Origin of the sequence: Paraburkholderia sp. GAS334 (genome assembly GCF_050436625.1) — a bacterium.
Taxonomy (GTDB): domain Bacteria; phylum Pseudomonadota; class Gammaproteobacteria; order Burkholderiales; family Burkholderiaceae; genus Paraburkholderia.
Map to the genome: position 1 here is coordinate 315,656 of NZ_JBNDMO010000001.1, position 24,112 is coordinate 339,767.

Annotated in this window: 19 protein-coding genes; 7 read left to right on the forward strand and 12 right to left on the reverse strand. The window is 63.6% G+C overall.

The genetic code is table 11. The features are described from left to right. Positions 1–93 precede the first annotated feature (93 nt). The 5 genes from glgX to P3T21_RS01365 form a co-directional block, all read right to left on the reverse strand. The gene (gene glgX / locus P3T21_RS01345) at positions 94–2,295 is read right to left on the reverse strand and encodes a glycogen debranching protein GlgX (RefSeq protein WP_429254129.1); all 2,202 of its coding nucleotides are present in this window, start codon (positions 2,293–2,295) and stop codon (positions 94–96) included. 93 nt (positions 2,296–2,388) lie between these two features. After that, positions 2,389–4,599 (reverse strand): 1,4-alpha-glucan branching protein GlgB, encoded by a 2,211-nt coding sequence (glgB, locus tag P3T21_RS01350; protein ID WP_429254130.1) that lies wholly within the window; start codon positions 4,597–4,599, stop codon positions 2,389–2,391. Continuing rightward, positions 4,592–8,050: a maltose alpha-D-glucosyltransferase gene (gene treS / locus P3T21_RS01355; RefSeq protein WP_429254131.1), complete on the reverse strand. Its 3,459-nt coding sequence runs from the start codon at positions 8,048–8,050 to the stop codon at positions 4,592–4,594. Before treS ends, glgB begins: the two co-directional genes overlap by 8 nt. Continuing rightward, positions 8,047–11,481 (reverse strand): maltotransferase domain-containing protein, encoded by a 3,435-nt coding sequence (locus P3T21_RS01360; protein WP_429254132.1) that lies wholly within the window; start codon positions 11,479–11,481, stop codon positions 8,047–8,049. The genes treS and P3T21_RS01360 overlap by 4 nt, the downstream gene beginning before the upstream one ends. A gap of 366 nt (positions 11,482–11,847) precedes the next feature. Then, the gene (locus P3T21_RS01365) at positions 11,848–12,510 is read right to left on the reverse strand and encodes a DUF1345 domain-containing protein (RefSeq protein ID WP_429254133.1); all 663 of its coding nucleotides are present in this window, start codon (positions 12,508–12,510) and stop codon (positions 11,848–11,850) included. 321 nt (positions 12,511–12,831) lie between these two features. Between P3T21_RS01365 and P3T21_RS01370 the strand changes: the two genes are divergently transcribed. The 4 genes from P3T21_RS01370 to P3T21_RS01385 all read left to right on the forward strand — a co-directional run bounded on the left by P3T21_RS01370 (position 12,832) and on the right by P3T21_RS01385 (position 17,525). Continuing rightward, entirely contained in the window at positions 12,832–13,416 is a 585-nt protein-coding gene (locus tag P3T21_RS01370) for a sugar dehydrogenase complex small subunit (RefSeq protein WP_429254134.1), read from the forward strand. A gap of 194 nt (positions 13,417–13,610) precedes the next feature. Next, positions 13,611–15,212, forward strand: coding sequence for a GMC family oxidoreductase (locus P3T21_RS01375; protein ID WP_429254135.1), 1,602 nt, complete (start codon positions 13,611–13,613; stop codon positions 15,210–15,212). A gap of 24 nt (positions 15,213–15,236) precedes the next feature. Beyond that, complete coding sequence (locus P3T21_RS01380; protein WP_429254136.1) at positions 15,237–16,658, forward strand: c-type cytochrome; 1,422 nt, start codon at positions 15,237–15,239, stop codon at positions 16,656–16,658. Positions 16,659–16,787: 129 nt separating this feature from the next. Further along, positions 16,788–17,525 carry a metallophosphoesterase gene (locus tag P3T21_RS01385; protein WP_429254137.1) on the forward strand — a complete coding sequence of 246 codons (738 nt, stop codon included), beginning with the start codon at positions 16,788–16,790 and terminating at the stop codon, positions 17,523–17,525. A gap of 91 nt (positions 17,526–17,616) precedes the next feature. Here P3T21_RS01385 and P3T21_RS01390 read toward each other — a convergent pair whose 3' ends face one another. Next, positions 17,617–18,318: an RES family NAD+ phosphorylase gene (locus P3T21_RS01390; protein WP_429254138.1), complete on the reverse strand. Its 702-nt coding sequence runs from the start codon at positions 18,316–18,318 to the stop codon at positions 17,617–17,619. After that, positions 18,315–18,752 (reverse strand): MbcA/ParS/Xre antitoxin family protein, encoded by a 438-nt coding sequence (locus tag P3T21_RS01395; protein ID WP_429254139.1) that lies wholly within the window; start codon positions 18,750–18,752, stop codon positions 18,315–18,317. Before P3T21_RS01395 ends, P3T21_RS01390 begins: the two co-directional genes overlap by 4 nt. A 197-nt stretch (positions 18,753–18,949) precedes the next feature. Between P3T21_RS01395 and P3T21_RS01400 the strand changes: the two genes are divergently transcribed. After that, the gene (locus tag P3T21_RS01400) at positions 18,950–19,405 is read left to right on the forward strand and encodes a hypothetical protein (RefSeq protein ID WP_429254140.1); all 456 of its coding nucleotides are present in this window, start codon (positions 18,950–18,952) and stop codon (positions 19,403–19,405) included. Between the two features lie 211 nt (positions 19,406–19,616). Here the strand turns inward: P3T21_RS01400 and P3T21_RS01405 are convergent, their stop codons facing one another. Continuing rightward, positions 19,617–20,468: a LysR family transcriptional regulator gene (locus P3T21_RS01405; protein WP_429254141.1), complete on the reverse strand. Its 852-nt coding sequence runs from the start codon at positions 20,466–20,468 to the stop codon at positions 19,617–19,619. 101 nt (positions 20,469–20,569) lie between these two features. Here P3T21_RS01405 and P3T21_RS01410 point away from each other — a divergent pair, with 101 nt between their 5' ends. Continuing rightward, a complete protein-coding gene (locus P3T21_RS01410) occupies positions 20,570–20,953 on the forward strand; it encodes a tautomerase family protein (RefSeq protein ID WP_429254142.1) in 384 nt (127 codons plus the stop codon). A 43-nt stretch (positions 20,954–20,996) separates the two neighbouring features. Here P3T21_RS01410 and P3T21_RS01415 read toward each other — a convergent pair whose 3' ends face one another. Continuing rightward, positions 20,997–21,656: a transglycosylase SLT domain-containing protein gene (locus P3T21_RS01415; protein ID WP_429254143.1), complete on the reverse strand. Its 660-nt coding sequence runs from the start codon at positions 21,654–21,656 to the stop codon at positions 20,997–20,999. A gap of 62 nt (positions 21,657–21,718) precedes the next feature. Further along, positions 21,719–21,847: a hypothetical protein gene (locus tag P3T21_RS01420; protein WP_429254144.1), complete on the reverse strand. Its 129-nt coding sequence runs from the start codon at positions 21,845–21,847 to the stop codon at positions 21,719–21,721. Between the two features lie 25 nt (positions 21,848–21,872). Here P3T21_RS01420 and P3T21_RS01425 point away from each other — a divergent pair, with 25 nt between their 5' ends. Next, the gene (locus P3T21_RS01425) at positions 21,873–22,712 is read left to right on the forward strand and encodes a TOBE domain-containing protein (protein ID WP_429254145.1); all 840 of its coding nucleotides are present in this window, start codon (positions 21,873–21,875) and stop codon (positions 22,710–22,712) included. A 12-nt stretch (positions 22,713–22,724) separates the two neighbouring features. Here P3T21_RS01425 and P3T21_RS01430 read toward each other — a convergent pair whose 3' ends face one another. Together P3T21_RS01430 and modB are read right to left on the reverse strand one after the other, a co-directional pair. Next, on the reverse strand, positions 22,725–23,426 hold the full coding sequence (locus P3T21_RS01430) for an ATP-binding cassette domain-containing protein (RefSeq protein ID WP_429254146.1): 702 nt from the start codon (positions 23,424–23,426) through the stop codon (positions 22,725–22,727). 1 nt (position 23,427) lies between these two features. Then, positions 23,428–24,102: a molybdate ABC transporter permease subunit gene (gene modB / locus P3T21_RS01435; RefSeq protein WP_429254147.1), complete on the reverse strand. Its 675-nt coding sequence runs from the start codon at positions 24,100–24,102 to the stop codon at positions 23,428–23,430. Positions 24,103–24,112 lie beyond the last annotated feature (10 nt).

The window sequence follows — 24,112 nt, forward strand, 5'->3', positions numbered from 1 at the left end:
ACCATTCAGTTTGACGTCGCCCGGATTGGGTGCCGCATCGGGCGGGGCAGCGGATGCGGCATTCGATCCAGTGCGCAACGTCGGCGGCGCGACTCAATTGTGGTCCGGCGCGCCACCCGGATCGGGCGGCAGCGCGGTCAACAGGCGCGGTCCATATTGCGCGCCCGCACGCCAGCCAGCCTGCCAGTCCGCGTCGCCGACCGGCAGCGCGCCAACCACGACGAGCGCATGCGCGGCGACTTCGAGGCTGGGCGTTGCAAGCGGATGCGGCGGCGCTTCCGGACGGGCCGTATCGAGCAGCACATTCCATTCCAGATGCGGCGGAGGCGGCGTGAAATCCAGCGCCTCCGACGATGCGTTCAACATCATCAACAATACTTCCGTTTGACCATTGAGATCGGGCCCGGCGCGACGAAACGTCAGCGCGCGTCCTTCGGGGTCCTGCCACGCTTCGATCGTCAATGGCTCGCCGCGTTCATCGAACCAGCCAACATCGTAAAGTCCAGGCAGCACTTCTTGATCGCCGGACAGGAAGCGCGTCTCGCGAAAGAGCGGATGCGCCTTACGCAATGCGATCACGCGTGAGACGAATTCTGTCATCCGCGCACCGCTTGGAAGCGTCGCGCGCTCCCAGTCGAGCCACGAAATCTCGTTATCCTGACAGTATGCGTTGTTGTTGCCCTGCTGCGTGCGACCGAACTCGTCGCCGGCGAGAAAGAGGGGCGTACCGAGCGCGGTGAAGAGCGTCGCGATCATCGAGCGCGCGACGCGCGCACGCGTTTCGATGATGTCGGGATCGTCTGTCGGCCCTTCGATACCCCAGTTCCTGCTGCAGTTCTCATTGTGGCCGTCGTTGTTATCTTCGGTGTTGGCCTCGTTGTGCTTCTGTTCGTAGGCGGTCAGATCGGCGAGGGTGAAGCCGTCATGCGATGCAATGAAATTGACCGACGCCCATGGCTTTCTGCCGCGCCGGTTGAAGAGATCGGCGGATCCTGTCAGACGCGCGGCGAGGTCAGGGCGAAGACCGGCGTCGCCGCGCCAGAAACGGCGCACGGTGTCGCGGAAGCGATCGTTCCATTCGCAGAACCCCGGCGGATGATTGCCGAGCTGATAGCCGCCCGGGCCGATATCCCAGGGCTCCGAAATGAGCTTGCGCTGCGACAGCACCGGATCCTGACGGACCGCATCGAAAAAGCCGGAGCCGGGATCGAAGCCGGAATATTCACGACCGAGCGTCACACCCAGATCGAAACGGAAGCCGTCGATGTTGAACGCAGTCGACCAGTAGCGCAACGAATCCATCACCATCTGCAACACGCGCGGATGGGGCATGTTCAGCGTGTTGCCGCAGCCGGTATCGTTGATGTGGTGGCGCTCGTCGCCGGGAATCAGGCGGTAGTAGCTGGCGTTGTCGAGACCGCGCCATGAGACCGTCGGCCCCAGTTCGTTGCCTTCGCAGGTGTGGTTGTAGACCACGTCGAGAATGACTTCGATACCGGCTGCATGGAGTTGCCGCACGGCAATGCGCATTTCGTCGAGCCGATGCATCGACAGATAGGACGGCTCCGGCGCAAAGAACGCAGCCGTGTTGTAACCCCAGTAGTTGTGGAGCCCGCGGCTCACGAGAAAGCGGTCGTTCAGAAGCGCGTGCACCGGCAGTAGCTCCACTGCAGTCACGCCGAGCTTGAGCAGATGGTCGATGAACTCCGGCGACGTGAGCCCGGCAAACGTACCGCGTTCGTGGTGACGCAGATCGGGTCGCATCATCGACGCGCCGCGCAGATGCGTCTCGTACATCACCGTCTCGCCCCACGGCACGTTCGGCCTTGCATCGTGCGACCAGTCGAACGCTTCGTCGATGACGACGCACTTCGGCATCGCGGGTGCGGAATCGCGACGATCAATCGAAAGATCGAGCCGGTTCGAATGCACGCGGTAACCAAAGAGCGCGTCCGACCAGCGGAACTGGCCGACGAGCTTGCGCGCGTACGGATCGAGCAGCAGTTTGTGCGGATTGAATCGATGCCCGTGTTGCGGCTGATACGGGCCGTCAGCACGAAAACCGTAGACGGTGCCTGGATGCGCGCCCGGCAGATAGCCGTGCCAGACTTCGTCGGTGGATTCGGGCATGTCGAAGCGCGTCAGCTCCTTGCGCCCGGTCGGGTCGAAGAGGCACAGCTGCATCCGGTGCGCGTTCGCGGAGAACACGGCGAAGTTCACGCCGAGGCCATCCCAGCTGGCACCAAGCGGGTAGGAAGAACCCGGCAATAGCCGGTCGGGCAATGCATGCGACATGATTCCCGTTCCTTGTTCTGATTTGTGCGCTATCGGGAACTACAACCGGGCGCGCGTCGCCTTCGACACGCGCACCGCTTCCTGCTGACAGCCTCACTCCGCCCGCAGGACGATCGTCGCGAGCGGCGGCAGCACCAGTGATGCCGATTGCGGTTTGCCGTGACTCACCACCTCTTCCGTATGGATCAGCCCGCCGTTGCCGACATTCGAGCCGCCATACACGCCTGCATCCGTATTGAGCACCTCGCTCCACCGGCCGCTGCGCGGCATGCCGAGCCGATAGCCCAGTCGCGGCACCGGCGTGAAGTTGCAGACGGCGACGAGTTCGCGCCCCGCACCGTCCACGCGCCGGAACGCGAACACGCTGTTTTCGCGATCGTCGCCGATCAGCCACTCGAAGCCGCCCGGCTCGCTGTCGAGCACGTGCAGCGCGGGTTCGCTGTCGTAGAGGCGGTTCAGGTCGCGCACCAGCATCTGCGCGCCGTGATGCAGCGGATCGTCCAGCAGATGCCAGTGCGGCGACTGATCGTGATTGAACTCGGCCAGTTGCCCGAATTCGCCGCCCATGAAGAGCAGCTTCTTGCCGGGGTGGGTCCACATGAAAGCGAAATACGCGCGCAGATTCGCGAATTTTTGCCAGCGGTCGCCGGGCATCTTGCCGAGCAGCGAACCCTTGCCGTGCACGACCTCATCGTGGGAAAGCGGCAGCACGAAGCGTTCGGAATACGCGTACACCATCCCGAACGTCATCTGGTGATGATGGTAGCGGCGATGCACGGGGTCTTCCTGCATGTAGTGCAGCGTATCGTGCATCCAGCCCATGTTCCACTTGAAGTCGAAGCCGAGGCCGCCCTGATCGAGCGGTGCGGTGACGCCTGGCCACGCCGTCGATTCTTCGGCGATCGTCATGGCGCCGTGCACGTCGGGCATGTGTTTGACTTCGTGATTCAAACGCTTCAGGAACGCGATCGATTCGAGGTTTTCGCGGCCGCCATGGATGTTCGGCACCCATTCGCCGGCCGCGCGCGAATAGTCGCGATACAACATCGATGCCACCGCATCCACCCGCAGACCGTCAACGTGATAGCGCTTCAACCACGCCAGCCCGGAAGCCACCAGGAACGCGCTCACCTCGTTGCGACCGAGGTTGTAGATCATCGTGTTCCAGTCCTGGTGATAGCCTTCGCGCGGGTCAGCGTGCTCATACAGCGGCGTGCCGTCGAATTCGACCAGACCGTGCGCATCGTTCGGAAAGTGCGCGGGCACCCAGTCGAGAATGATGCCGAGCCCCGCCTTATGCGCGCTGTTCACGAACGCGGCGAATTCTTCCGGCTTGCCGAAACGCGCGGAGGGCGCGAACTGCGCGAGTGGCTGATAACCCCACGAACCGCCGAACGGATGCTCGGCAACCGGCATGAATTCGAGGTGTGTGAAGCCCATGCCTTTCGCGTATGGAATCAGACGATCGGCCATCTCCGTCCACGTCAGTCCGCGATGACCTTCTTCTGCGACGCGCAACCACGACTCGGCATGCACCTCGTAGACCGATATCGGCGATTTCGCGGTCTGCTTGCCGCCGCGCGACTGCATCCACGCGTGGTCGCTCCATGGATACTGCTCGACCTCGTCGACATTCGCAACCACCGAGCCAGTAGCCGGCGGCCGTTCAGTCTGCATCGCGCACGGGTCGGCCTTGAGCGGCAGCGGATGACCGTCGCGCGTCAGCATCTCGTACTTGTAGCGTGTGCCTGCGCCAATGCGCGGCACGAACAGTTCCCACACGCCGGCCTGATGACGCAGACGCATCGGATGACGACGCCCGTCCCACGAGTTGAAATCGCCGACGACGGACACACGTCGCGCATTCGGCGCCCACACTGCGAAGCGCACGCCCGGCACGCCGTCGAGGGTGACGGGCCTTGAGCCGAGACATTCGAGCACGGCATACGGATCGCCGTGCGAGAGCCGCGTCAGGGCTTCGTCGGATAGCACGTTGCCGAACGAGTAGGTGTCTTCGATCTCCTGCGGCGTGCCATGCCAGTCGATCCGCAGACGATAGGGCACCGCTTCCGGAACGTGTCCCGCGAACAGGCCGTGATGAATGTGCGTGAGCTGGCCGAGTGTGCGGCCGTTATCGCGCGCGATGATCGTAACGCCAGTTGCATTCGGCAGCAGCGCGCGCACGACCGGACCGGCATCCGTTTGATGCATGCCGAGTTGCGAGAACGGATCCGGGTGACGTGCCTCGACCAGCGCGTCGATATCGAGCGGATTCAGCCCGATTGTGAGGTCTCGGTCATTCATGATCGCCCCCGCCCTGCGGGTTGGGTGCAGCGTGATCCTGCGATGGCGTGCCCGTATCGCCGAGCATGCGGCTCGCGAGCGCCGCGAGACCCCGCACGGGAAGACCGAGCCATGTCGGCCGGTTCGCTGCTTCGTAACGGATTTCGTACGCGGCCTTTTCGATCAGGAACAGATTGAGCAAGCCTTCCTCGAACTCCGGCGCAACAAGGGGTTGCGGCGCAGCGTTGACGGCCGTGCGGTAATGATCGAGGAATGCCTGGGTCGCGTACCCGCGGAAGCGGTCGAACAGCGCGCGCTTGCGGTCGGCGGTCTGCTGCGGCGCGTGTTCCATCGTGGATTGCGCCGCTGCGCTCGCGTACGAAAGCGAACGCATCAGCCCCGCGACATCGCGCAGTGGGCTCGACTTCATGCGCCGCTCTTCGAGCGTGCGCGCTGGCTCGCCTTCGAAATCGATCAGGAACGCGTCGCCCTGTGCGATCAGCACCTGGCCCAGGTGGAAGTCGCCGTGAATGCGAATGCGCAGTGCGCCCGCGTCGGCCGGCACCAGGTTTGCCACGGCTTCCGTGAGCGCCTCACGCCGGTCGAGCAGGCTCTTCGCGAGATCGCGCGTATCGTCGACGAGTTGATCCATGCGTTCCGCCAGCATGTCGAGTGCGGCGGCCAGAAGCGATTGCGTTCCGTCGGTCCACGCCTTCACCTGATCGGGCGTCGCGGTTTCGGGCGCGAACGCCGGGTCGTCGGACGGCGACGCAAGCGCCACGTGCAGTTCGCCAAGACGCTTGCCGATGATGCCGGCGAGCGACCGGTAGCCTTCGATCGCTTCTTCTTCGTTCATGCGATCGGGCGACTGCTCGTTTCCGTCGGTCGCGAGCGCGAGCTCATCGACTACGCGGCGCAGGTAATCGAGTGCCCAGTTCCACGCGTCGCCCTGGTTGTCGACGAAGCCTTGCAGGATCGCGAGCGTGTGCGGCACGCCGGCGGGGTCCACACGCACGACTTCACCGAGCAACGGCGCGGTGTTCTGATAGCCGATCTGCGTCAGATAGCGGCTCATTTCCGCTTCTGGATGAACGCCGTCGACGAGTCGCCGCACGAGCTTCAGCACGATTGCGTCGGCGATCACGAGCGAGCTGTTGCTCTGCTCGGCTGCGAGCCAGCGGATTTCCGGCCGGTCGCCCAGATCGAGTTCGTCAAACCGGTCGGTCGGCACAAAGCAGATCTCGCTCTTCTGCACCGTCGGAATGACGGCGCGCTCGCGCAGTTTGCGCAACACGCCGTGCGCGAATTGCGGCAGCGAGAAGGCGTCCGTCAGATGCCCGATGTTGCGGGCGCGGCGCACGCGCGCGAGCGCGAGTTGCATGAAGAGCGGCGTAGTCGTGTCGCTGCCCCAGGTGATCGCGATCGGCACGACGTAGCGTTCCGTATGGTTGCGGACGTCCGCTTCGATTTCGGTGAACGCGAAACCGGCGTCGGGAATCGTCGTCAACGCGGCGAGGCGTACTGCCTGCAGCTTCTGGTCCTTCGACGCAAACCAGCGGCGCCGCGTCAGCCACGAAGGCAGCACCTCCGATTCCAGCAGGCGGACGTTTTCCGGCGTCGGACCCAACTGGCCTTCGCGGATCACGATCGTGACGAATTCGGGCAACGGCTCGGAATGCGCCTGGCTCCATGCTGGACGCTGGCTGCCGGGGCACAGCAGGAACCACAGGAAACCGTACGGCGGGAACGTCAACAGATACGTGAGCTGGCCGATCGCCGGGAACACGGAATCGGCCGTCATTTCGATCGGCACCGTGCCCGCGAACTCCGACAGATCCAGTTCGACGGCCTGCGGCGCACGCGAAAGATTCGCGACGCAGAGGATTGTCGGCTCATCCGGCACCTCTCGCAGATACGCGAGAATCTTGCGGTTTTCAGGCTTCAGGAAGCGGATCGTGCCGCGTCCGAACGCACGCTTCGCGCGGCGCGTGGCGAGCATCCGGCGCGTCCAGTTCAGCAGCGAATGAGGGTCGCGGCTTTGCGATTCGACATTGACCGCGTCGTATCCGTACAGCGAACCCATCACCGGCGGCAACACAAGCTGCTCAGGATCGGCGCGCGAGAAACCGCCATTGCGGTCCGACGACCATTGCATTGGCGTACGCACGCCGTCGCGGTCGCCCAGGTGAATGTTGTCGCCCATGCCGAGCTCGTCGCCGTAATAGATGACCGGCGTGCCGGGCATCGAAAGCAGCAGCGAATTGATCAGTTCGATGCGCCGGCGGTCGCGTTCCATCAGCGGCGCAAGACGGCGACGGATGCCAAGATTCAGCCGTGCGCGACGATCGCTTGCATACGTGTTCCACAGATAGTCGCGCTCGGAGTCGGTGACCATTTCCAGCGTCAGCTCATCGTGATTGCGCAGGAAAATGGCCCACTGGTTGGACTCGCCGAGATCCGGTGTCTGCCGCATGATGTCGGTGATCGGAAAGCGGTCCTCGCTTGCAATCGACATGTAGATGCGCGGCATCAGCGGGAAGTGGAATGCCATGTGGCATTCGTCTTCGTCGCCGAAATATTCCTTCACGTCTTCCGGCCACTGATTTGCTTCGGCGAGCAGCATCCGGTTCGGATACTCGGCATCGATCGTTGCGCGGATCCTCTTCAGGATCGCGTGCGTTTCAGGCAGGTTTTCGTTGTTCGTGCCTTCACGTTCGACGAGATACGGCACGGCATCGAGCCGCAGCCCGTCGATGCCCATGTCGAGCCAGAACCGCATCACCTGCAACACTTCCTTTAGCACAGCCGGATTGTCGAAGTTCAGATCGGGCTGATGCGAATAGAAACGATGCCAGTAGTACGCACCCGCAACGGGATCGTGCGTCCAGTTCGAAGGCTCGGAATCGATAAAGATGATCCGCGTCTCGGTGTATTTCTGGTCGGTATCGGACCACACGTAGTAGTTGCGATGATTCGAGCCCGGCTTCGCGCGACGCGCGCGTTGAAACCACGGGTGCTGGTCCGACGTGTGGTTGATGACCAGTTCGGTAATCACGCGGATACCGCGCGCGTGCGCTTCCTGGATGAAGTGTTTGACGTCGGAGAGATTGCCGTAATCCGGATGCACGTTGCGGTAATCGGCGATGTCGTAACCATCGTCGCGACGCGGCGACGGATAGAACGGCAGCAGCCAGATCGCGTCGACACCGAGTTCGGCGATGTAATCGAGCTTCGCAATCAGCCCCGGAAAATCGCCGACGCCGTCGTTGTTCGCATCGAAGAATGATTTGATGTGCACCTGATAGATGATCGCGTCCTTGTACCAGAGCGGATCGTCGCTCAATGTGGATGGCTTGCCGCGCCGGGCGCCGGCCCTGTGCGGTGTCGGATGGCCAACCGGTGCTGCTACGCTGGCCGTCGCGCTGGTCGTGCGTGCATGCGAGGAGCTTTCGGACGTGTCGTCGCGTTTCATATCGCACCTTCATTCGGAGAGTCGACTTCGACGTCTGTCTCGCCGTGGTTGTCAGGGATGTCGCGCGGTAGTCCGCCGGCGGGCGCAATGCGCCAGATTGCAAACGGCCGCGTGCCGGGGTCGAGCCGCACGTGTTGCCACCTTCCGTACCATTCGAAGCGTTGGCCGGTCATCTGGTCGACGACTTCGATCGCGGCCTGATCGTTCAGATGCCAGTGCGCGAACGTCGCCCAAGAAAGCTCGATATCCGCGCCCTGTTCGTTGAGCGGATCGAGATTGATCGCGACGATGATCACGTTGTCGCGCGCTTCGGTTGCCTTCTCGAAGAACAGGATGTGATCGTTGTGCGCGGGCAGAAACGTGAGGTTCAGATGCGTGTGCAACGCAGGATTCGCGCGGCGAATGCGGTTAAGTGCCGTGATTTCGCCGACGATGTTGCCCGGCCGGTTCCAGTCCCACGCGCGCAGCTGGTATTTCTCTGAGTCGAGATATTCCTCGCTGTTCGGCAGTGCGGCCCCTTCACAGAGTTCGAAGCCGCAATACACGCCCCACAGGCCAGACAGCGTCGCAGCCAGCGCCGCGCGAATCACAAAAGCCGCGCGGCTCTGCGATTGCAGATGACGCGGATTGATGTCGGGCGTGTTGACGAAGAAATTCGGCCGGTAGACTTCGCGCGCGCTGGTTTGCGTGAGTTCGGTCAGGTACTCCGTGAAATCACGCTTCGATTCACGCCACGTGAAATACGTGTACGACTGCGAGTAGCCGACCTTCGCGAGCCGGTTCATCATGCGTGGCCGCGTAAACGCTTCGGAGAGGAAGATCGTATCGGGGTGACGCGCACGCACGTCGGCGATCATCCATTCCCAGAACGGAAGTGGTTTCGTATGCGGATTGTCGACGCGGAAAATGAGCACGCCCGCGTCGATCCAGAACAGGATCACGTCGCGCAATGCGATCCATAGATCGGGCCTCGCGTCGTGCGCGTAGAAATCCGGGTTCACGATGTCCTGATACTTCTTCGGCGGATTTTCTGCGTAACGCAGCGAGCCGTCGGGACGCCAGGCGAACCACGTCGGATGCTCCTTCAGCCATGGGTGATCGGGCGAACACTGAATCGCGAAATCGAGCGCGATTTCGAGGCCCTGTTCGTGAGCGGCGGCGAGCATTTTCCTGAAGTCGCCGAGCGTGCCCAGTTCGGGATGCACGCCCGTGTGGCCGCCTTCCGTGCCGCCGATCGCATACGGGCTGCCGACGTCGCCCGGTAGCGCGTTCAGCGTGTTGTTGCGACCCTTGCGGTTCGCGACGCCGATCGGATGGATCGGCGGGAAGTACAGCACGTCGAAACCCATCTCGCGGATGCGTGGCAGCTTCGTGATGACATCGGCGAACGTGCCGTGCCGGTTCTCGTCGTCGCTCATCGAACGCGGGAAGATCTCGTACCAGCTCGCAAAGCGCGCGGCGGCACGTTCGGCCTCGATCCGGTAGATGACCGGATCGCGCGTGAGAAACGGGCGGTGGCGCGCAGCGGCGATGGCTTTTGCCGTCGCGGGCGCGAGCAGCAGTTCGAGGCGCCCTGCGGTGTCGGCTTTGGCGAATTCCGTCACGATCTGCATGAGTGGCCCGGTCACTGCGCCTTCCGCCGTTTCCACTTCGGCAAGCACAAGTGCAAAGAGATGGCTCGCTTCGTCGATTTCAAGCTCGACGGTCTGGCCGGCCTTCAGCTTCTTCTGCACGTGCTCGGTGAGCGACGCGAAGTCGTCGCGCCATGCCGTTACCGTGAATTCATGGCGGCCGACCCGTTCGAGCGGAATGCGCGCGGACCAGAGGTCATTGCCGGGCGGCTGCGCTGGAAACATCGGTGCTTCGTGCCAGACGGTTTCGTCGGCGGCGCGCCAGATGACGGCCGCTGCGATCCTGTCGTGACCTTCGGCGAACACCGCGGCCTTCACTTCGACACGCTCGCCCACGATGCGCTTGACCGGGAAACGTCCGGCATCGATCGACGGCGTCACGCTTTCGATCGCGACACGCGGTGCGGCGATGGCGTCCATGACGGTTTTGTGGCCGCTGCGGTTGCTGTTCGCCTTGTCGATGGGCGGCGCGAGTACGACGGGCTTGTCTGGCGCCGCACTGAACAACCGGCACGCGCCGGGTTTGAGCGTGAACGGCGGCAGCGAGCGCTTCGGCGCGTCCGTTTCGCGGTTGAGCGGCGCGAAGCGCGTGAAGTTGCCCGGCACGCCGTCGAGGAAGCGCGCCGGATCGACGGGCACCGGCACATCGCGGTCGGGATTGATGACGATGAGCACCGCTTCTTCCGAGTCTCGCAGGTCAGTATGGTCACCGCGCAGCAGCACGGTTGCCGGCGCACCCGGACCGCTGAGCGCGCGCAGTTCGCCGGCCGCGCCGAGCGTTTTCAGGCCGCGCTGCAAGGCGTTCGCGTGAACGATGTCTTTCGTCAGGTCAAAGCGGGCGGCCTCGCGTGCGGCGGCGTAATCGGCTTCGTTGCCGCGCGTGTACGACATGGGCAGCGCCATGCCGTATTCGAAGCCCATCGGCACGAGCCAGCCCGAGCCGACCCCCGCCGCGAGATTGAGTGCGCGCCGGTAGACGCGCTCGACGACGCCAGCGTCGTGCACGTCGGGCAGATCGGCGACGAGTCGCGTGCCGTACGGTGCTTCCGGGAAGGCGATGGGCGGCGCGACGCGCATGAGCGTCGCGTGTTCCTCGGTCAGCCACGCCGCACGGAAGTCCCACCAGCGCGCCGACGAGAAGACGCTGTCGAAACCGGCGCCGGCGAGCTTCGCGATGTCGTCACGCGCGAGGCCAGGCGTGGCCGCGAGAAACCGCACATCCGGATGCCGGGCGTGTACGGCCTCGCCAAGCCTACGCCACGCGCCGACCGGCACATGCTGTGGCGAATCGAAACGAAAGCCACCTATGCCCGCTGTGGCCAGCGCCGAGAGCTGCTGCGTCCACCAGTCGAGCAGATGGCCTGACGTCTCGGGGCTCGCGAAATTCGCGTAAGCCACGTTGTCCTCGCGATGCCCGTGGCGCGGATCGAGCCGCGCTTCTTCCGGCTCGAACGGATGAAACCAGTCGGCATGATCGCGGAACAGCGTGCCGTCGACGGCAACGCGGTCGGGCACGATGTCGAGGAGCACGGTCAGCCCGTGCTCGCGGGCCGATCCGGAGAGTTCGTGCAGGGCGTCGGTAGCCGGCTGCCGGGCGTCGAATACGGGATGAAGCCGGTCATGATCGGCGACGATCTGTCCGTGGCTGGCCATGCCGGGCTGAAACGGCGCGCCGATCAACACATGATCGAAGCCGAGCGATGCCGCATGTTCAAACTGGGCGGCCCAGGCCTCGATCGGTCCGACGAGGAGGGGATGAAGGAAATAGATCCGCGGCGCGTAAGCGTGGGGAGATTCCATCGGTCGTGTCCAGATTGGTCCTGCCGCGGTGTGGATGCACGTACGGTGCGATCACATCGCTCGTTGGGCTTCCAGAGCCGGATGCCGCGCAATGCCAGACGGATGCATGAGGCACGTGCGCGTACTGGTCAATGTAGTGCAAAGATCGACATGTCGCCGCATGGAATCGCGAAGCCGGTCCGCAAAGGCGCGCGCAACGGTTCCAGGCCGGATCGACTGGGGTCATGCAGCAAACGCTGTGCCAGACGCATGGCAGGGACGGCGCGCAGCCACGCGCGACCCGCACAGGCAGGCAGCATGCGGGGCGCGTGTAAAACGGGCGGTTCAACCGTGGCTTTTACACGGCTACGGCGGTACGTCTGACGATCAGGGGCCGAGCAGGCCGGCGGCGATGTTCACGCACAGCCCGAGCACCGCAACGTTGAAATAGAACGACAGCACTGATTGCGCGAGCACGGCGCGCCGCATCGAGCGTGAACTCAGCGCGATGTCGGCCGTCTGCGAGGCGACGGCGATCGTGAATGAGAAGTACAGGAAGTCCCAGTAATCGGGCTTGAGGCCATGATCGGGAAACCGCAGCGGGGTTTCCTTCTGGTCGGCGCTGTAGTAGAGACGCGTGTAGTGCAGCGTGAAGATCGTCGGAATCAGGAACCACGCGCCCATCAGCGTTGCGCCCGTTATCGCGTAGTGCACTGCGCCCGTGCCGCCCTTAATGCCTTTCACGGTCGCCAGTTCGAGCACGATTGCTGCGATGCTTGCGACCGTCGCCACGCAGATCATGAAGAGCACCACGCCCGCATTCTCATCTTCGCGTACTGCGAACTCGCGCACCTGAGCCTGCTTCGTGGTCGCCATGTGGGACCAGAGGAGCGCGAGATAGGCCCATACCGCGACGTCCCACGCGCACAGCACACGCACCATCGGGCGCAAGGTGCCGGGCAGCAGCACTGCGACGGCCACACCGATGACGAACCCGATAACCATGCGTGGCCGGTTGCGGAGCGCTTGCGGATATAGGTTCATGAGCATGTGGTAGAAGAGTGCAAGTGTTGGCTAGTCGTGGCGCGCGAAGGGGGCGGGCGACGTGATTGATTCTACCGTGATGTCCGGCCCTCAATTGTCGAATGCGCGCGCTTTGGCTATAGTCTTTCGCAACGGACGCAGGTCTTCTCGCGCCGGCCTCGCAAATGAAAGGCCGATGTCAGGCCGGCGTCACCACAGGCATCACATCAAGAGACCGCAAAAGCGGCGATGACCAGGTTTGGGGCAGACGGCCCGCATGCGACACCATTGGCGACACGCGTCGCCGCAGGCATGCAGGCTGATCCAATTACATCATCTGGAGCCCCCATGACAGATGTTCGCGAGAACGATGCACCCGCCGCGCTCCTTGCGGCGCCGCAGTCTGCTCGCCGCCGGGCACTGGTCCTCGGCGCGTTCGCCGGCGCGGCCGTACTGGCGTTCACTACAGCAGGCCGCCTCGGCCTGCCGTACGGCCTCTCCGCTATTTCCCCCGCATTCGCCGACGCCCCTCAAGGCGGCGGCCTCGACGCGTTTCTCGCGCTGTCGCAGCATCTCACCGGCCGGACGAGCTTCGATCCGGTGCTGGGCAGGCGGGTCTACGACACCCTGTCTAAATCGGACAGCCAGTTCCCGCAGAACGTCGCTCTGCTCAATACGTGGCTGCAGGGCCACGGTGGCGTGCCCTCCGACACCATCACGCAGGCGCTTCAGGTGGATCAGCCGCCGCTCGCGAAGACTGTCGGCGCAATCATGCGCGCGTGGTATCTCGGCCTCGTGGGCGATGCGCCGCATGTGCAGGTCGTCGCCTGGGAGCGTGCGCTGATGTTCGATCCGGTGAAAGACGTCCTGACGATTCCATCGTATTGCCGCGACGTGCCGTTTTACTGGACCCAAAAGCCTGGGCATGCCTGAACGGTATGCGAGCGGTATGCGAGCGGCACCGGGCGGCACATTGGCTGCCGGTCGTGCTGAATCATTCAGCGACGTCGTCACCGCACAGTTCGCGAATGGGTCGGCGTGATCGCAGCGCCGCGTGATGCGCGCCAGCCGGCACCGGCAAGCGTCCCCATCGACAGACAACAACAAGCCAGCAGGAGAGGGCAACAATGGCAAATTCACATTCGGCCGACGTGGTCGTGGTCGGCTCGGGCGTCGCGGGTGGTCTGGTCGCGCATCAGCTGGCACTGGCTGGCGCATCCGTGATCCTGCTCGAAGCCGGGCCACGCGTTCCGCGCTGGCAGATCGTCGAGAATTTCCGCAACTCGGCGGCAAAATCCGATTTTGCGACGCCGTATCCATCCGCGCCTTACGCACCGCATCCCGAGTATTCCCCAGAGAACAACTATCTGATCCAGAAGGGCGAGTATCCGTACAACTCGCAGTATCTGCGGCTGGTCGGCGGCACGACGTGGCACTGGGCGGCGGCTGCCTGGCGTCTGTTGCCATCGGACTTCAAGCTGAAGACGATGTACGGCGTCGGGCGCGACTGGCCGATTCCCTATGAAGCGCTGGAGCCGTGGTACTTCGCAGCCGAAGTGCAACTGGGCGTGTCGGGTCCGGATTCATCGGTCGATCTGGGTTCGCCGCGCTCGAAGCCCTATCCGATGAGCCCGTTGCCGCTCTCGTACATGGATCAACGTTTTTCCGACGTGTTGAATCGGCAGGGCTTCAAGGTCGTACCCGAACCGGTCGCGCGCAACAGCCGTCCGTACGACGCGCGCCCAACCTGTTGCGGCAACAACAATTGCATGCCGATCTGTCCGATCGCGGCGATGTACAACGGCGTCGTACACGCGGAAAAGGCGGAGCAAGCCGGCGCGACACTGATTCCACAGGCGACTGTCTACAAGGTCGAGTCCGACGAGAAAGGTCTTGTCACCGCGGTTCACTACAAGGATCCGAACGGCAACAGCACGCGCGTGACCGGCAAGCTCTTCGTGCTTGCGGCGAATGGCATCGAAACACCCAAACTGATGCTGATGTCCACTTCCGACAAATTCCCGAAAGGCGTGGGCAACAGTTCCGATCAGGTAGGCCGCAACCTGATGGATCATCCGGGCACCGGCGTCACGTTCCTCGCGAACGAGCCGCTATGGCCGGGACGCGGGCCGATGGAAATGACTTCGATTGTCAACTTCCGCGACGGCGCGTTCCGCTCTGATTACGCGGCGAAAAAGCTGCATCTTTCGAATGGCGTGGCGACGATGAGCGTCACCGCCGACCTGCTGAAAAAAGGCCTGACCGGCGCCGAACTCGACCGCCAGATTCGCGACCGTGCGGCGCGCACGCTGAACATCAACAGCTTCCACGAGCATCTCGCCGAACCGCAAAACCGCATCATTCCGTCGCCGGACCACAAGGATTCGCTCGGTATCCCGCAGCCCGAAATCTACTACTCGATCAACGATTACGTGAAGAAAAGCGCCGCGAATACACATGAGTTGTACTCGCAGATAGCAAGCCTTTTCGGCGGCACGGAAGTGTCTTTCGACGATACCTTCGCGCCGAACAATCACATCATGGGAACGACGATCATGGGCAGCGACGCGTCGGATTCGGTTGTCGATCCCGACTGCCGCTCGCACGATCATCCGAATCTCTTTATCGCCGGGAGCGGCGTGATGCCGACGGCGGCTTCGGTGAACTGCACGCTGACAATCGCGGCGCTTTCGCTTCGGATCGCCGACAAGCTCAAGCGCGAACTCTGACCCACACCCTGACGGAGAGCCACCATGACGAAAGAAACGTCGCGCGTGCAGCCGGCCGGGCCGGGCGCACAGTCGCATCTTTACATCGAGCGTCGGCGTCGGCGTCTTATGGCGACGCTGGCGGCTTCCTTCTGCGTGTTCGCGCTGTATCTCGCGTGGCACGCATCGCATGCGTGGGACGTGAGTCACGAAGACGAATCGCCGATCGCGGCGGCGCTCGCGCAGGATGCGTCGGGCAACACATCGGGCAGCGCGACGCCCGATCTCGTCAAACGCGGCGAGTACCTCGCGCGCGCGGGCGACTGCGTGGCCTGCCATACCGCCGACAAGAGCCGTCCATTCGCGGGCGGCCTGCCGATCGCCACGCCGTTCGGGACGTTCTATACGCCGAACATCACGCCTGATCCCGACACGGGCATCGGCAACTGGTCCGACGCCGATTTCCTGCAGGCACTGCACGAAGGCATCGGCAAGGGCGGCGAGCGGCTGTATCCGACGTTTCCGTATGCCGAGTACACGAAGGTCACCGATCGCGACGTGCTCGCGATCCGCGCGTATCTGAACACGCTTACGCCGATCCACTACACGCCGCCGCGCAACGGTGTGAAGTTTCCGTTCAACCTGCGCTGGCTGATGGTGTTCTGGAACATATTCAACTTCACTGAAGGGCGCTTCGTTCCCGATCCGAAGCAGAGCGCCGAGTGGAATCGCGGCGCGTATCTCGTCGAAGGGCTTGCGCACTGCGAGGAATGCCACACGCCGCGCAATTTCACGCAGGGGTTGAAGACGAGCGAGCGTTTTGCAGGCGCGACGCAGGCCGGCTGGCACGCGTTCAACATCACGCCGCACAGGAACAGCGGCATCGGCAACTGGAGCGATGACGACGTGGCAAGCTATCTCTCGACCGGTGTCGTGCATGGTCGCGCAAACGCTGCCGGGCCGATGGCGGAAGTGGTGGCGGACAGCACGCAGTATCTGACGTCCGAAGACCTGCGTTCGATCGCGGTGTATCTGCGTTCGGTGCCGCCGGTGAATGGCGGCGACACGCGTCCGCGAGAAGCGTGGGGCGAGCCTGCCAACGATGTCGCCGCACTGCGCGGCATGAAGATCAGCGGCGTGAACGGCGCGCAGCTTTTTATCGCCAACTGCGCGACGTGTCACAACTGGACCGGACAGGGCATCGGCGCGAGTGCGCCGGGTGCGTATCCTTCGCTGATCCACAACAGTGCGGTTGGCGCGAGCCCGGCGAACAATCTGGCGATGGTGATCCTGCACGGCGTCGAACGTAAGACGAAAGACGCCGATGTATTGATGCCGTCGTTCGCCACGCAACTGTCCGACGATCAGGTCGCGGCGATCACGAACTACGTAACGAAACAGTTCGGTAATCCACAATCGATGGTCTCGGTCGAACAGGTCGTGAAGCTGCGTGCGACGCAACAATGACCGCTCCCGCGCGTGACGGCCGGTAGGGCTTGCCGATCACGCGCGGGACAGCGATCGCAACAAACGATACCCGCCGGAAACGATAGACACCCCGCATACGCTATTTTTGCGTGGCACTATCATGGGGCTATGGACCCCGTACTCTTCAACGACGTCTGGCATCACTCCGTCAACCGGAAAGGCCGCGACTTTATCGTCGGCGACCTGCACGGTTGCGTCGATGCGCTACGTTATCTGCTCCGTGAAATCGCGTTCGATCCGGCGCGTGACCGGCTGTTTTCGGTCGGCGATCTGGTGGACCGTGGTACGCAGTCGGAAGAGGCGCTGGCGTTGCTCGACAAACCCTGGTTCTACGCCGTGCTCGGCAATCACGAAGACACGTTGTGCGCCGTCGCAGAAGGACGGTTGCGCCGGCACTGGTGGTACGGCATCGGCGGATCGTGGGCGGCGAAGCTCTCCGACGAGAAGCTGCGCTACTACGCGGAGCGGCTTCGTACGTTGCCGCTTGTACGCGTGGTAGGCAGCGGCGCCGAGCGCTTCAATATCCTGCACGCGGAGTTCTTCGGCACCGACGCCGATCTCGACGCCGGCGACTTCTCCGACGAAACGCGCCAGAAACTGCTGTGGGGCCGCGAACTTGCGATGGGGACGGGCGATCCGCTGCGTCAGCGCGGGCTGTCGCTCACGTATTGCGGACACACGCCGATGCGCGAGTTGCAGCAGATCGGTTCGCAGGTGTTCGTCGACACGGGTGCGTTCGGACCTGGCGGCAAACTGTCGATCGTCGAAGCGCGCCGGTCTCAACGATGGTCGGTGACGGTGGATGTGGCCCGCGCGCAAGGCGCGGCCGCGATGGCGTTGCCTTAAGCGGCCTCAGGTTGCGTCGGTTGCGTTTGGTTGGCTCAGGTTGCCTTAAGGTGCGCTGTGCGAACCGTCCCGATGACGGTCGCGGCTGAAATCAGCCGACCTGGTTCAGTTCGAACACCATATCGACGGCGCTGCCGTTCCAGTTGTATTCCAGATACGCCGCGTGGTGGCAGTCGCGTAGCAGCGTCGTTCTGAACGCGGCGAGACATTCGCCCTCCGCATCCCGCACTGACGGATAGACGATGCCCGACGCGCCCGCGGCCCGCGCCGCGCGTCCGAGCGACTGGCCCGGGACGTAATCGTCCGGCGACAGCACGCCTTTATCGAGCGCTGGATCGTCGCGCAGATCGACCACGTCCCCGTGCGCCATCACCGTGTAGAGACGCATCTGTTGTCGCAACGGCGGTTCGTTCGTCGCCGCGAGAAAATTGCCGGTGTGATAGCGCGTTTCCGCAATCGCCGTGACGCGTGACCGTGCGCAATAGAACACGCCGTAGGTGCCGTCGGAAAAGCGGCTGCCAAGCGGATTCAGATGCGTGAACGCGGCCATGATGGGCCCCCAGCCTGGCCCGAAGCGCCGCTCTTCGCGCGGCACGAGATCGAGTTCGCCGACCTCGGTGCGCAGACGGTCGTTGGTCATCGCTTCGAGGGCATAAAGCGCGTCGAAGTCTTCCGGCGATGCGACGCGATCGAACAGGTTCACAGCCGGAAAACGCGTGGGAATCACCCGATACGCGGGCGACCAGTCAAGCGGCGTCGCACGCCAGCGGTCCTGCCAGTGCGGTGAAGTCACGCCCATCCGCCTCGCATCGCATCGAGATATTGCCGCACCGCGACGAGATCGCTGATATTGCCGGCCAGCATGCGATCGAGCGCGCGACGGCCGCCGAACGGCGGCGCGCTGTTCGGACGGCGGATCCACGTGTCGGCAGCAGACGGCTGCGGCAGCAGGATCTGCAGACCCTTGTATATGCCGAGCAGCAGCGACAGCCGTTCGAGCGTGTCGCGGCCGAGCCTTGCCGTTTGCGGCGCCTGCTTCCATTTGAAGTATGTCGAACGGCCGGGCGAGCCGAGCAGGACGATCTGCTCGTCGGGGCTCAGATCCCAGTCGCGCGCGATATTGAAGAAGGCACGCAGGCCAGCCGCCGACATTTCGGTGAGCGACGGCTCGCCGGCAGGCCGCGGAATGGGCCGTTCGGCAGATGACGCATGGGCGGCGCTGGACATGGCTATTTAGTCCTCAATTAAACTATAAATTAATATTAGTCTATTTATGGATTAAAGCAAGCGGGTGTGGCGGATTGAAACGTTGCTGCAGCGGGCATTTATTTGCGGGAAATATTGATCCGTCCCGGTTGGTCATCTCGAATTTTCCCGTGGGTATAATCGCGCCCCCACAGTCAGTCGAAGATCAGGAGTCAGGTGTGCGAGCAGTCGTAGTAGCGGTGGTCATCGGTCTCTTTTCCGTCGCAGCGATGGCGGCGGATCATTACGTTGAAGTGTGGAATCCGCCCGAGGCGTCGACGCAAAAGCACTCCGCACCGCCGAAGCGTGCGGCTTCGAAGCCAGCGCAAGGCGCGAAGAGCGCGAGTCAGAAAGCCGCGAAGAGCGCCACGAAGGCCACGAAGGCCACGAAGGCCGCATCGAAGAGCAACGGGAAAAATGCGCCGAAAGTAGCATCGGGCAAAACGAAGCCTGCGCAGGTTGCAGCGAAGCCCGCACAAGAAAGCGCTGCGCCGCCGGGCAAAGCGAAAGGTCAGCGCGTAGCCGCGACGCCCGCATCCAGCCATATCAGCACGGCGACGAAATCCGCTCGCACTGCCAGCGTCAAGCCGAAGTCCGCCGCGCCCGGCCGCGAGTTGCCGCCGATTTTGGGCTGACTCCGGAAAGCGCCGCGCGCCCCAGATCCACGATGCGTGCAGACAGATTTTCGAGCCGCGGCGACTGCACCTTCCACGCGTGCCAGAACAGTTCGATGTCGGTCGGCTGCCTTGGCGCGAGATCGACGAGTTCGCCTCGCGAAGGAATTTCAAGCAACGGCGGGCAATGCCATATCCGACTTATCTTATCGGCGGAGCGCAGGATGACCCATCACCCACTCTCCAACCCACCCGCCAGCAACCGCAACGTCTCCAGCGTTCGCCGGTCGCGTACGCGCGAATGCATGGTCACGCGCGATTCGGGCAACGCCGGCAGGCCGAGGCGCGAGCCGACGTCCACCAGACCGCGCGGTGCGACGCGCCGCGCCAGCGGCGACACCGCGATGCCCGCCGTCGCCGCCGCGCCCACCGCAGCCACGCCGCCGCCGATAAACGCTTCGTGCCACGCAATGCCCGCATCGTCGAGTGCGCGCAGCGCCGCTCTGCGCACGCTGCACGGCGCCGCCAGCAGTGCGAGCGGCAGCGGCTCGTTCAGACGCGGCATCCAGTCGGGCGTAGCGAGCCAGGCGATGGGCTCCGTGAAAAGCGGCTGCGCGTCGTCGCGTGGCGCTTCGTCGGGCTCGTAGCGGACGATGACCGCGTCGAGCCGCCGCTCGTCGAACTGATCCAGCAACGCCGCCGACATGCCGAGATGCAGCTCGATCACAAGCCCCGGATCATGCGCTTTCAGCCTGCCGAGCAACTCGGGCAGATTCGCGCCCGCGACATGCTCACTCAAGCCGAGCGCGAGCTTGCGATGTTCGACCGAGAGCGACCCCAACGCCCGTTCATGCGCCTGCAGCAGGTCGCGCGCCGCTTCGAGAAACGCGTTTCCTTCAGCGGACAGCCGCACGAGCCTTGGCGTACGATCCAGCAACTGCCTGCCGAGATGCGCTTCCAGCCGTTTCAGCTTGAGGCTGACGGCGGATTGAGTAGTGCTGAGCGCATCGGCGGCGCGCGTGAAACTGGCGAGATCGGCGACCAGTACGAATGCCCGGACCGCGTCGAGATCGAGAACTTTCATTTCGTTTGAAAATGACTGATATCTTCAATGATATCTATTCATTATGGTCTGCGCAGCGCAAGATGGCTACGTGATTTTTCATTAACTGATGGAGGTCAATCATGCCGCTTACCCGAATTTCACTTCGCGCCGGCAAGCCCGCCGAATATCGCAAGGCGCTGACGGATGGCATCCAGCGCGCGCTGATCGAACACTGCAAGGTGCCGGCGGACGATATCTTCATGCTGATCAACGAACATGACGAAAGCAACTTCGTGTTCGACCGTCACTATCTTGGCGTCGAGCGGAGCGACGATCTCGTCGTCATCCAGATCACGTTCAACAACACGCGGACGCTCGAGCAGAAGAAGGCGTTTTACAAACAGGTCGCCGATAACCTCGCGGAGTCGCCCGGCGTGCGACGAGAGGATGTGTTCATCAACCTCGTCGAGGTGTTGAAGGAAAACTGGTCGTTCGGGAACGGGATCGCGCAGTACGCGCTTTGATGGTGCATCGCATCGCGCCGGGGAAGCCGGATAGAAGCTCGCGTCAAGGCGAGGGCAACAAGCCGTTCAGCAGGCTTGTCCTCGCCGGCGCGACGGGGACGGTGCAACTGCCGGCCGAAGCAAAAAAGGCGTTTGAACCGGCGACAGGCGCGGGCCCGTCGCTCGTCCAGCGTACGTTGCACGTGCTGATGCCGGTGTCATCGGCTGCCATTTCGCCGGGCCGCGCGACAACCTGCGCAAACGAGTTCGCGCGCAGGCTCACTTTTGCCGCGTAAGCCTTCGAGCCGCCATAGCTCTTCAGCGCGGTATTCAGGTCGCCACCGGCCGACTGCATGTAGCCATACAGGATTGCTGAGCCGACTTCGATATTGGCGGTCGGCTCCGTCAGATCATCCACATTCTTCAGCAGCCGTTTGTGGGCGCTCGGCACGACCTGCATCAGGCCGGTTGCGCCGTTTGCGCCTTTGGCCTTTTCCTTGAAGCGGGATTCGATCGAAATGATCGCGAGCAGCAGCGCCGGCGGCAGCGAGTATTTCGATGCCGCGGAGGTCACGGCAGTCGATATCTGCTCGGCTTTTTCCTTTGCCACGCCAAACTTCTGCGTGAGGTACGCAGAAATCTGGGCGACCTGCTCGTTCTCATCGGCCATCGCGCAGGGCGTCAGGCCGAATGAAAGCAGGATCAGGAAAAGGAGACGTCGCATGCTTCGATGGAAGACGGGGAAAGGTTGAATTATAGCGGCGGTAACAGGAAGTACCATATTGATCAGATGAAAGCCTTCGGCGAGCTTGCGGCAGCGCCCGACGCGACGTTGCAAGCCAGACCCGGCCGTGTACCATCGAGCGTCAGCGTTTCAACGCGGCCGGCGACCTGACGCGCGTCCGGCTGAGCCACGCTTCATCCTTTTCCTGCACGCAAAATGACCGGTAAACGCGCATCCCGCACGCCCCACGAACCACTCGAACTCGGCGGTTCCGTGTGGTTTCAGGCGGGTGAACAGACGCTTGGTGGCGCATCGCGGATCGCGCTCCTCGCGGCCATCCGCCAGACGGGATCGATTACCGGCGCGGCGCGTGCAGTTGGCATGAGCTACAAGGCCGCCTGGGACGCCATCGACACGATGAACAACCTGGCCGGCGAGCCGCTTGTCGTGCGCGCGACGGGCGGCAAGGGCGGCGGCGGCACGACGCTCACGCCGCGCGCCGTGCGTCTGATCGAGACGTTTCGTGCGGTTGAGCATGAGCACCAGCGATTTCTCGAACGGGCCGGCGCGGCGATCGAGCACTTCGCCAGCGACTGGCCATTGATCGGCAGGATCGGCATGAAAACAAGCGCACGCAACCAGCTGTTTGGCACGGTGTCCGCGATCACGCGCGGCGCCGTCAACGACGAAGTGTCGCTCGCGCTGCCAGGCGGGCAGACGATCGTCGCGGTCCTTACGCACGAAAGCACTGAGACACTCGGGCTTGCCGTCGGTGCGGCGGCTTTTGCGCTTGTGAAAGCGTCGTGGGTGATGCTGATGGTCGACGAAAGCGGCGGAGCGCCGGTGCGGCTCTCCGCACGCAATCAGTTGCGCGGCACGGTCGCAGCCGTGAAACGCGGGGCGGTCAATGCGGAAGTGTCGCTGGCGCTGGAGGGTGGCGTCGTCGTGACGGCGGTGGTCACGAACGGGAGCGTCGACACGCTCGGTCTCGTGGAAGGCACACCGGCGATCGCGGCGTTCAAGGCTTCGAGCGTGATTCTCGGCGTCAGCGACTGACCGAAGTCAGCATCAATACACGCTGCGCGCGTAGCCCGCGAACGCGGCGTGCGGCTGCACGCGGCCGTCGACGATGTGTACCACCTGGTCGCCAAACGCGGCGACATCGTCGGGGTCGTGCGTGATCAGCAGCATCGGAATGTCGAGCCGCGTCTGCAGGTCCGATAGCTCGCTTCGCATGCGTTGCCGCAGCGCGTAATCGAGCGCGGAGAACGGCTCGTCGAGCAGCAGCAGCTGCGGATGCGCAACCAGCGCGCGCGCCAGCGCAACACGCTGCTTCTGTCCGCCGGAAAGCTGCGCCGGATGATTGCCCGCGACGCCGCCAAGATCGAGCGCTTTCAGCCAGTAATCGACGTCCGGGTGGTGGACGCGCGCACGCGGATTGAGCCAGCCCGGGTGCAGCCCGAACGCGATGTTCTGCCGGACATTCAGATGCGGAAACAGCGCGTAGTCCTGAAACAGATAGGCGACCTTTCGTGACTGCGGCCTCAGATCGATGCCGCGCGCGCTGTCGAAGAGCGGCGCGCCATCAAGCATGATCGCGCCTTCGTCGGGATGCTGAAGGCCCGCGATCGCCTGCAGCGTGAGACTCTTGCCTGCGCCCGACGGACCGAACAGCACGACGCGCTGGTTCGTCGTCTCGAACTTGACGTCGAGGGTGAACCGGCGCTCGGCGGTCACGAAAGTCTGGCGGATGTCGACGGAGAGCGTCATGTCAGCGGGAGGTCAAAAGCGTGTGTTGCGGCACGAGCCGGCCCGCGAGCAGCAGGATCACGACGCACGTCACCGACGTCACCAGCACGAGGAAGTTGGCGGTGCTGTCGTCGCCGGCCTGCACGGCGGCGTACACGGCCACCGAAAGCGTCTGCGTGCGGCCGGGCAGATTCCCGGCGATCATCAGCGTCGCACCGAATTCGCCGAGCGCGCGTGCGAACGCGAGCAGCGTGCCCGCAAGAATGCCACGCGTAGCCAGCGGCAACGTCACGCGAAAGAAGATCGCGGCTTCGCTGACGCCGAGCGTGCGCGCGGCACGTTCGAGCTGTGGATCGACGGATTCGAACGCGGCGCGCGCCGACTTCAGCACGAGCGGAAACGCGACGATCATCGACGCGATCACCGCGCCCTGCCACGTGAACACGAGCTGGATGCCGATGCTGTCGAGCCAGCCGCCGATCGTGCCGCGCCGGCCCAGCACGACGAGCAGGTAATAGCCGAGCACAGTCGGTGGCAACACGAGCGGCAGCGTCAGCAGCGAATCGACGACATCGCGCGCGGCCGAGCGCCAGCGCGACAGCCCGAAGCCGGTCGCGACGCCGAACACGAGGTTGAGCGCGGTCGCCCAGCCTGCGACTTTCAGCGAGAGCAGAAGCGGAATCCAGGCTTGTTGCATGTTGAGCGGT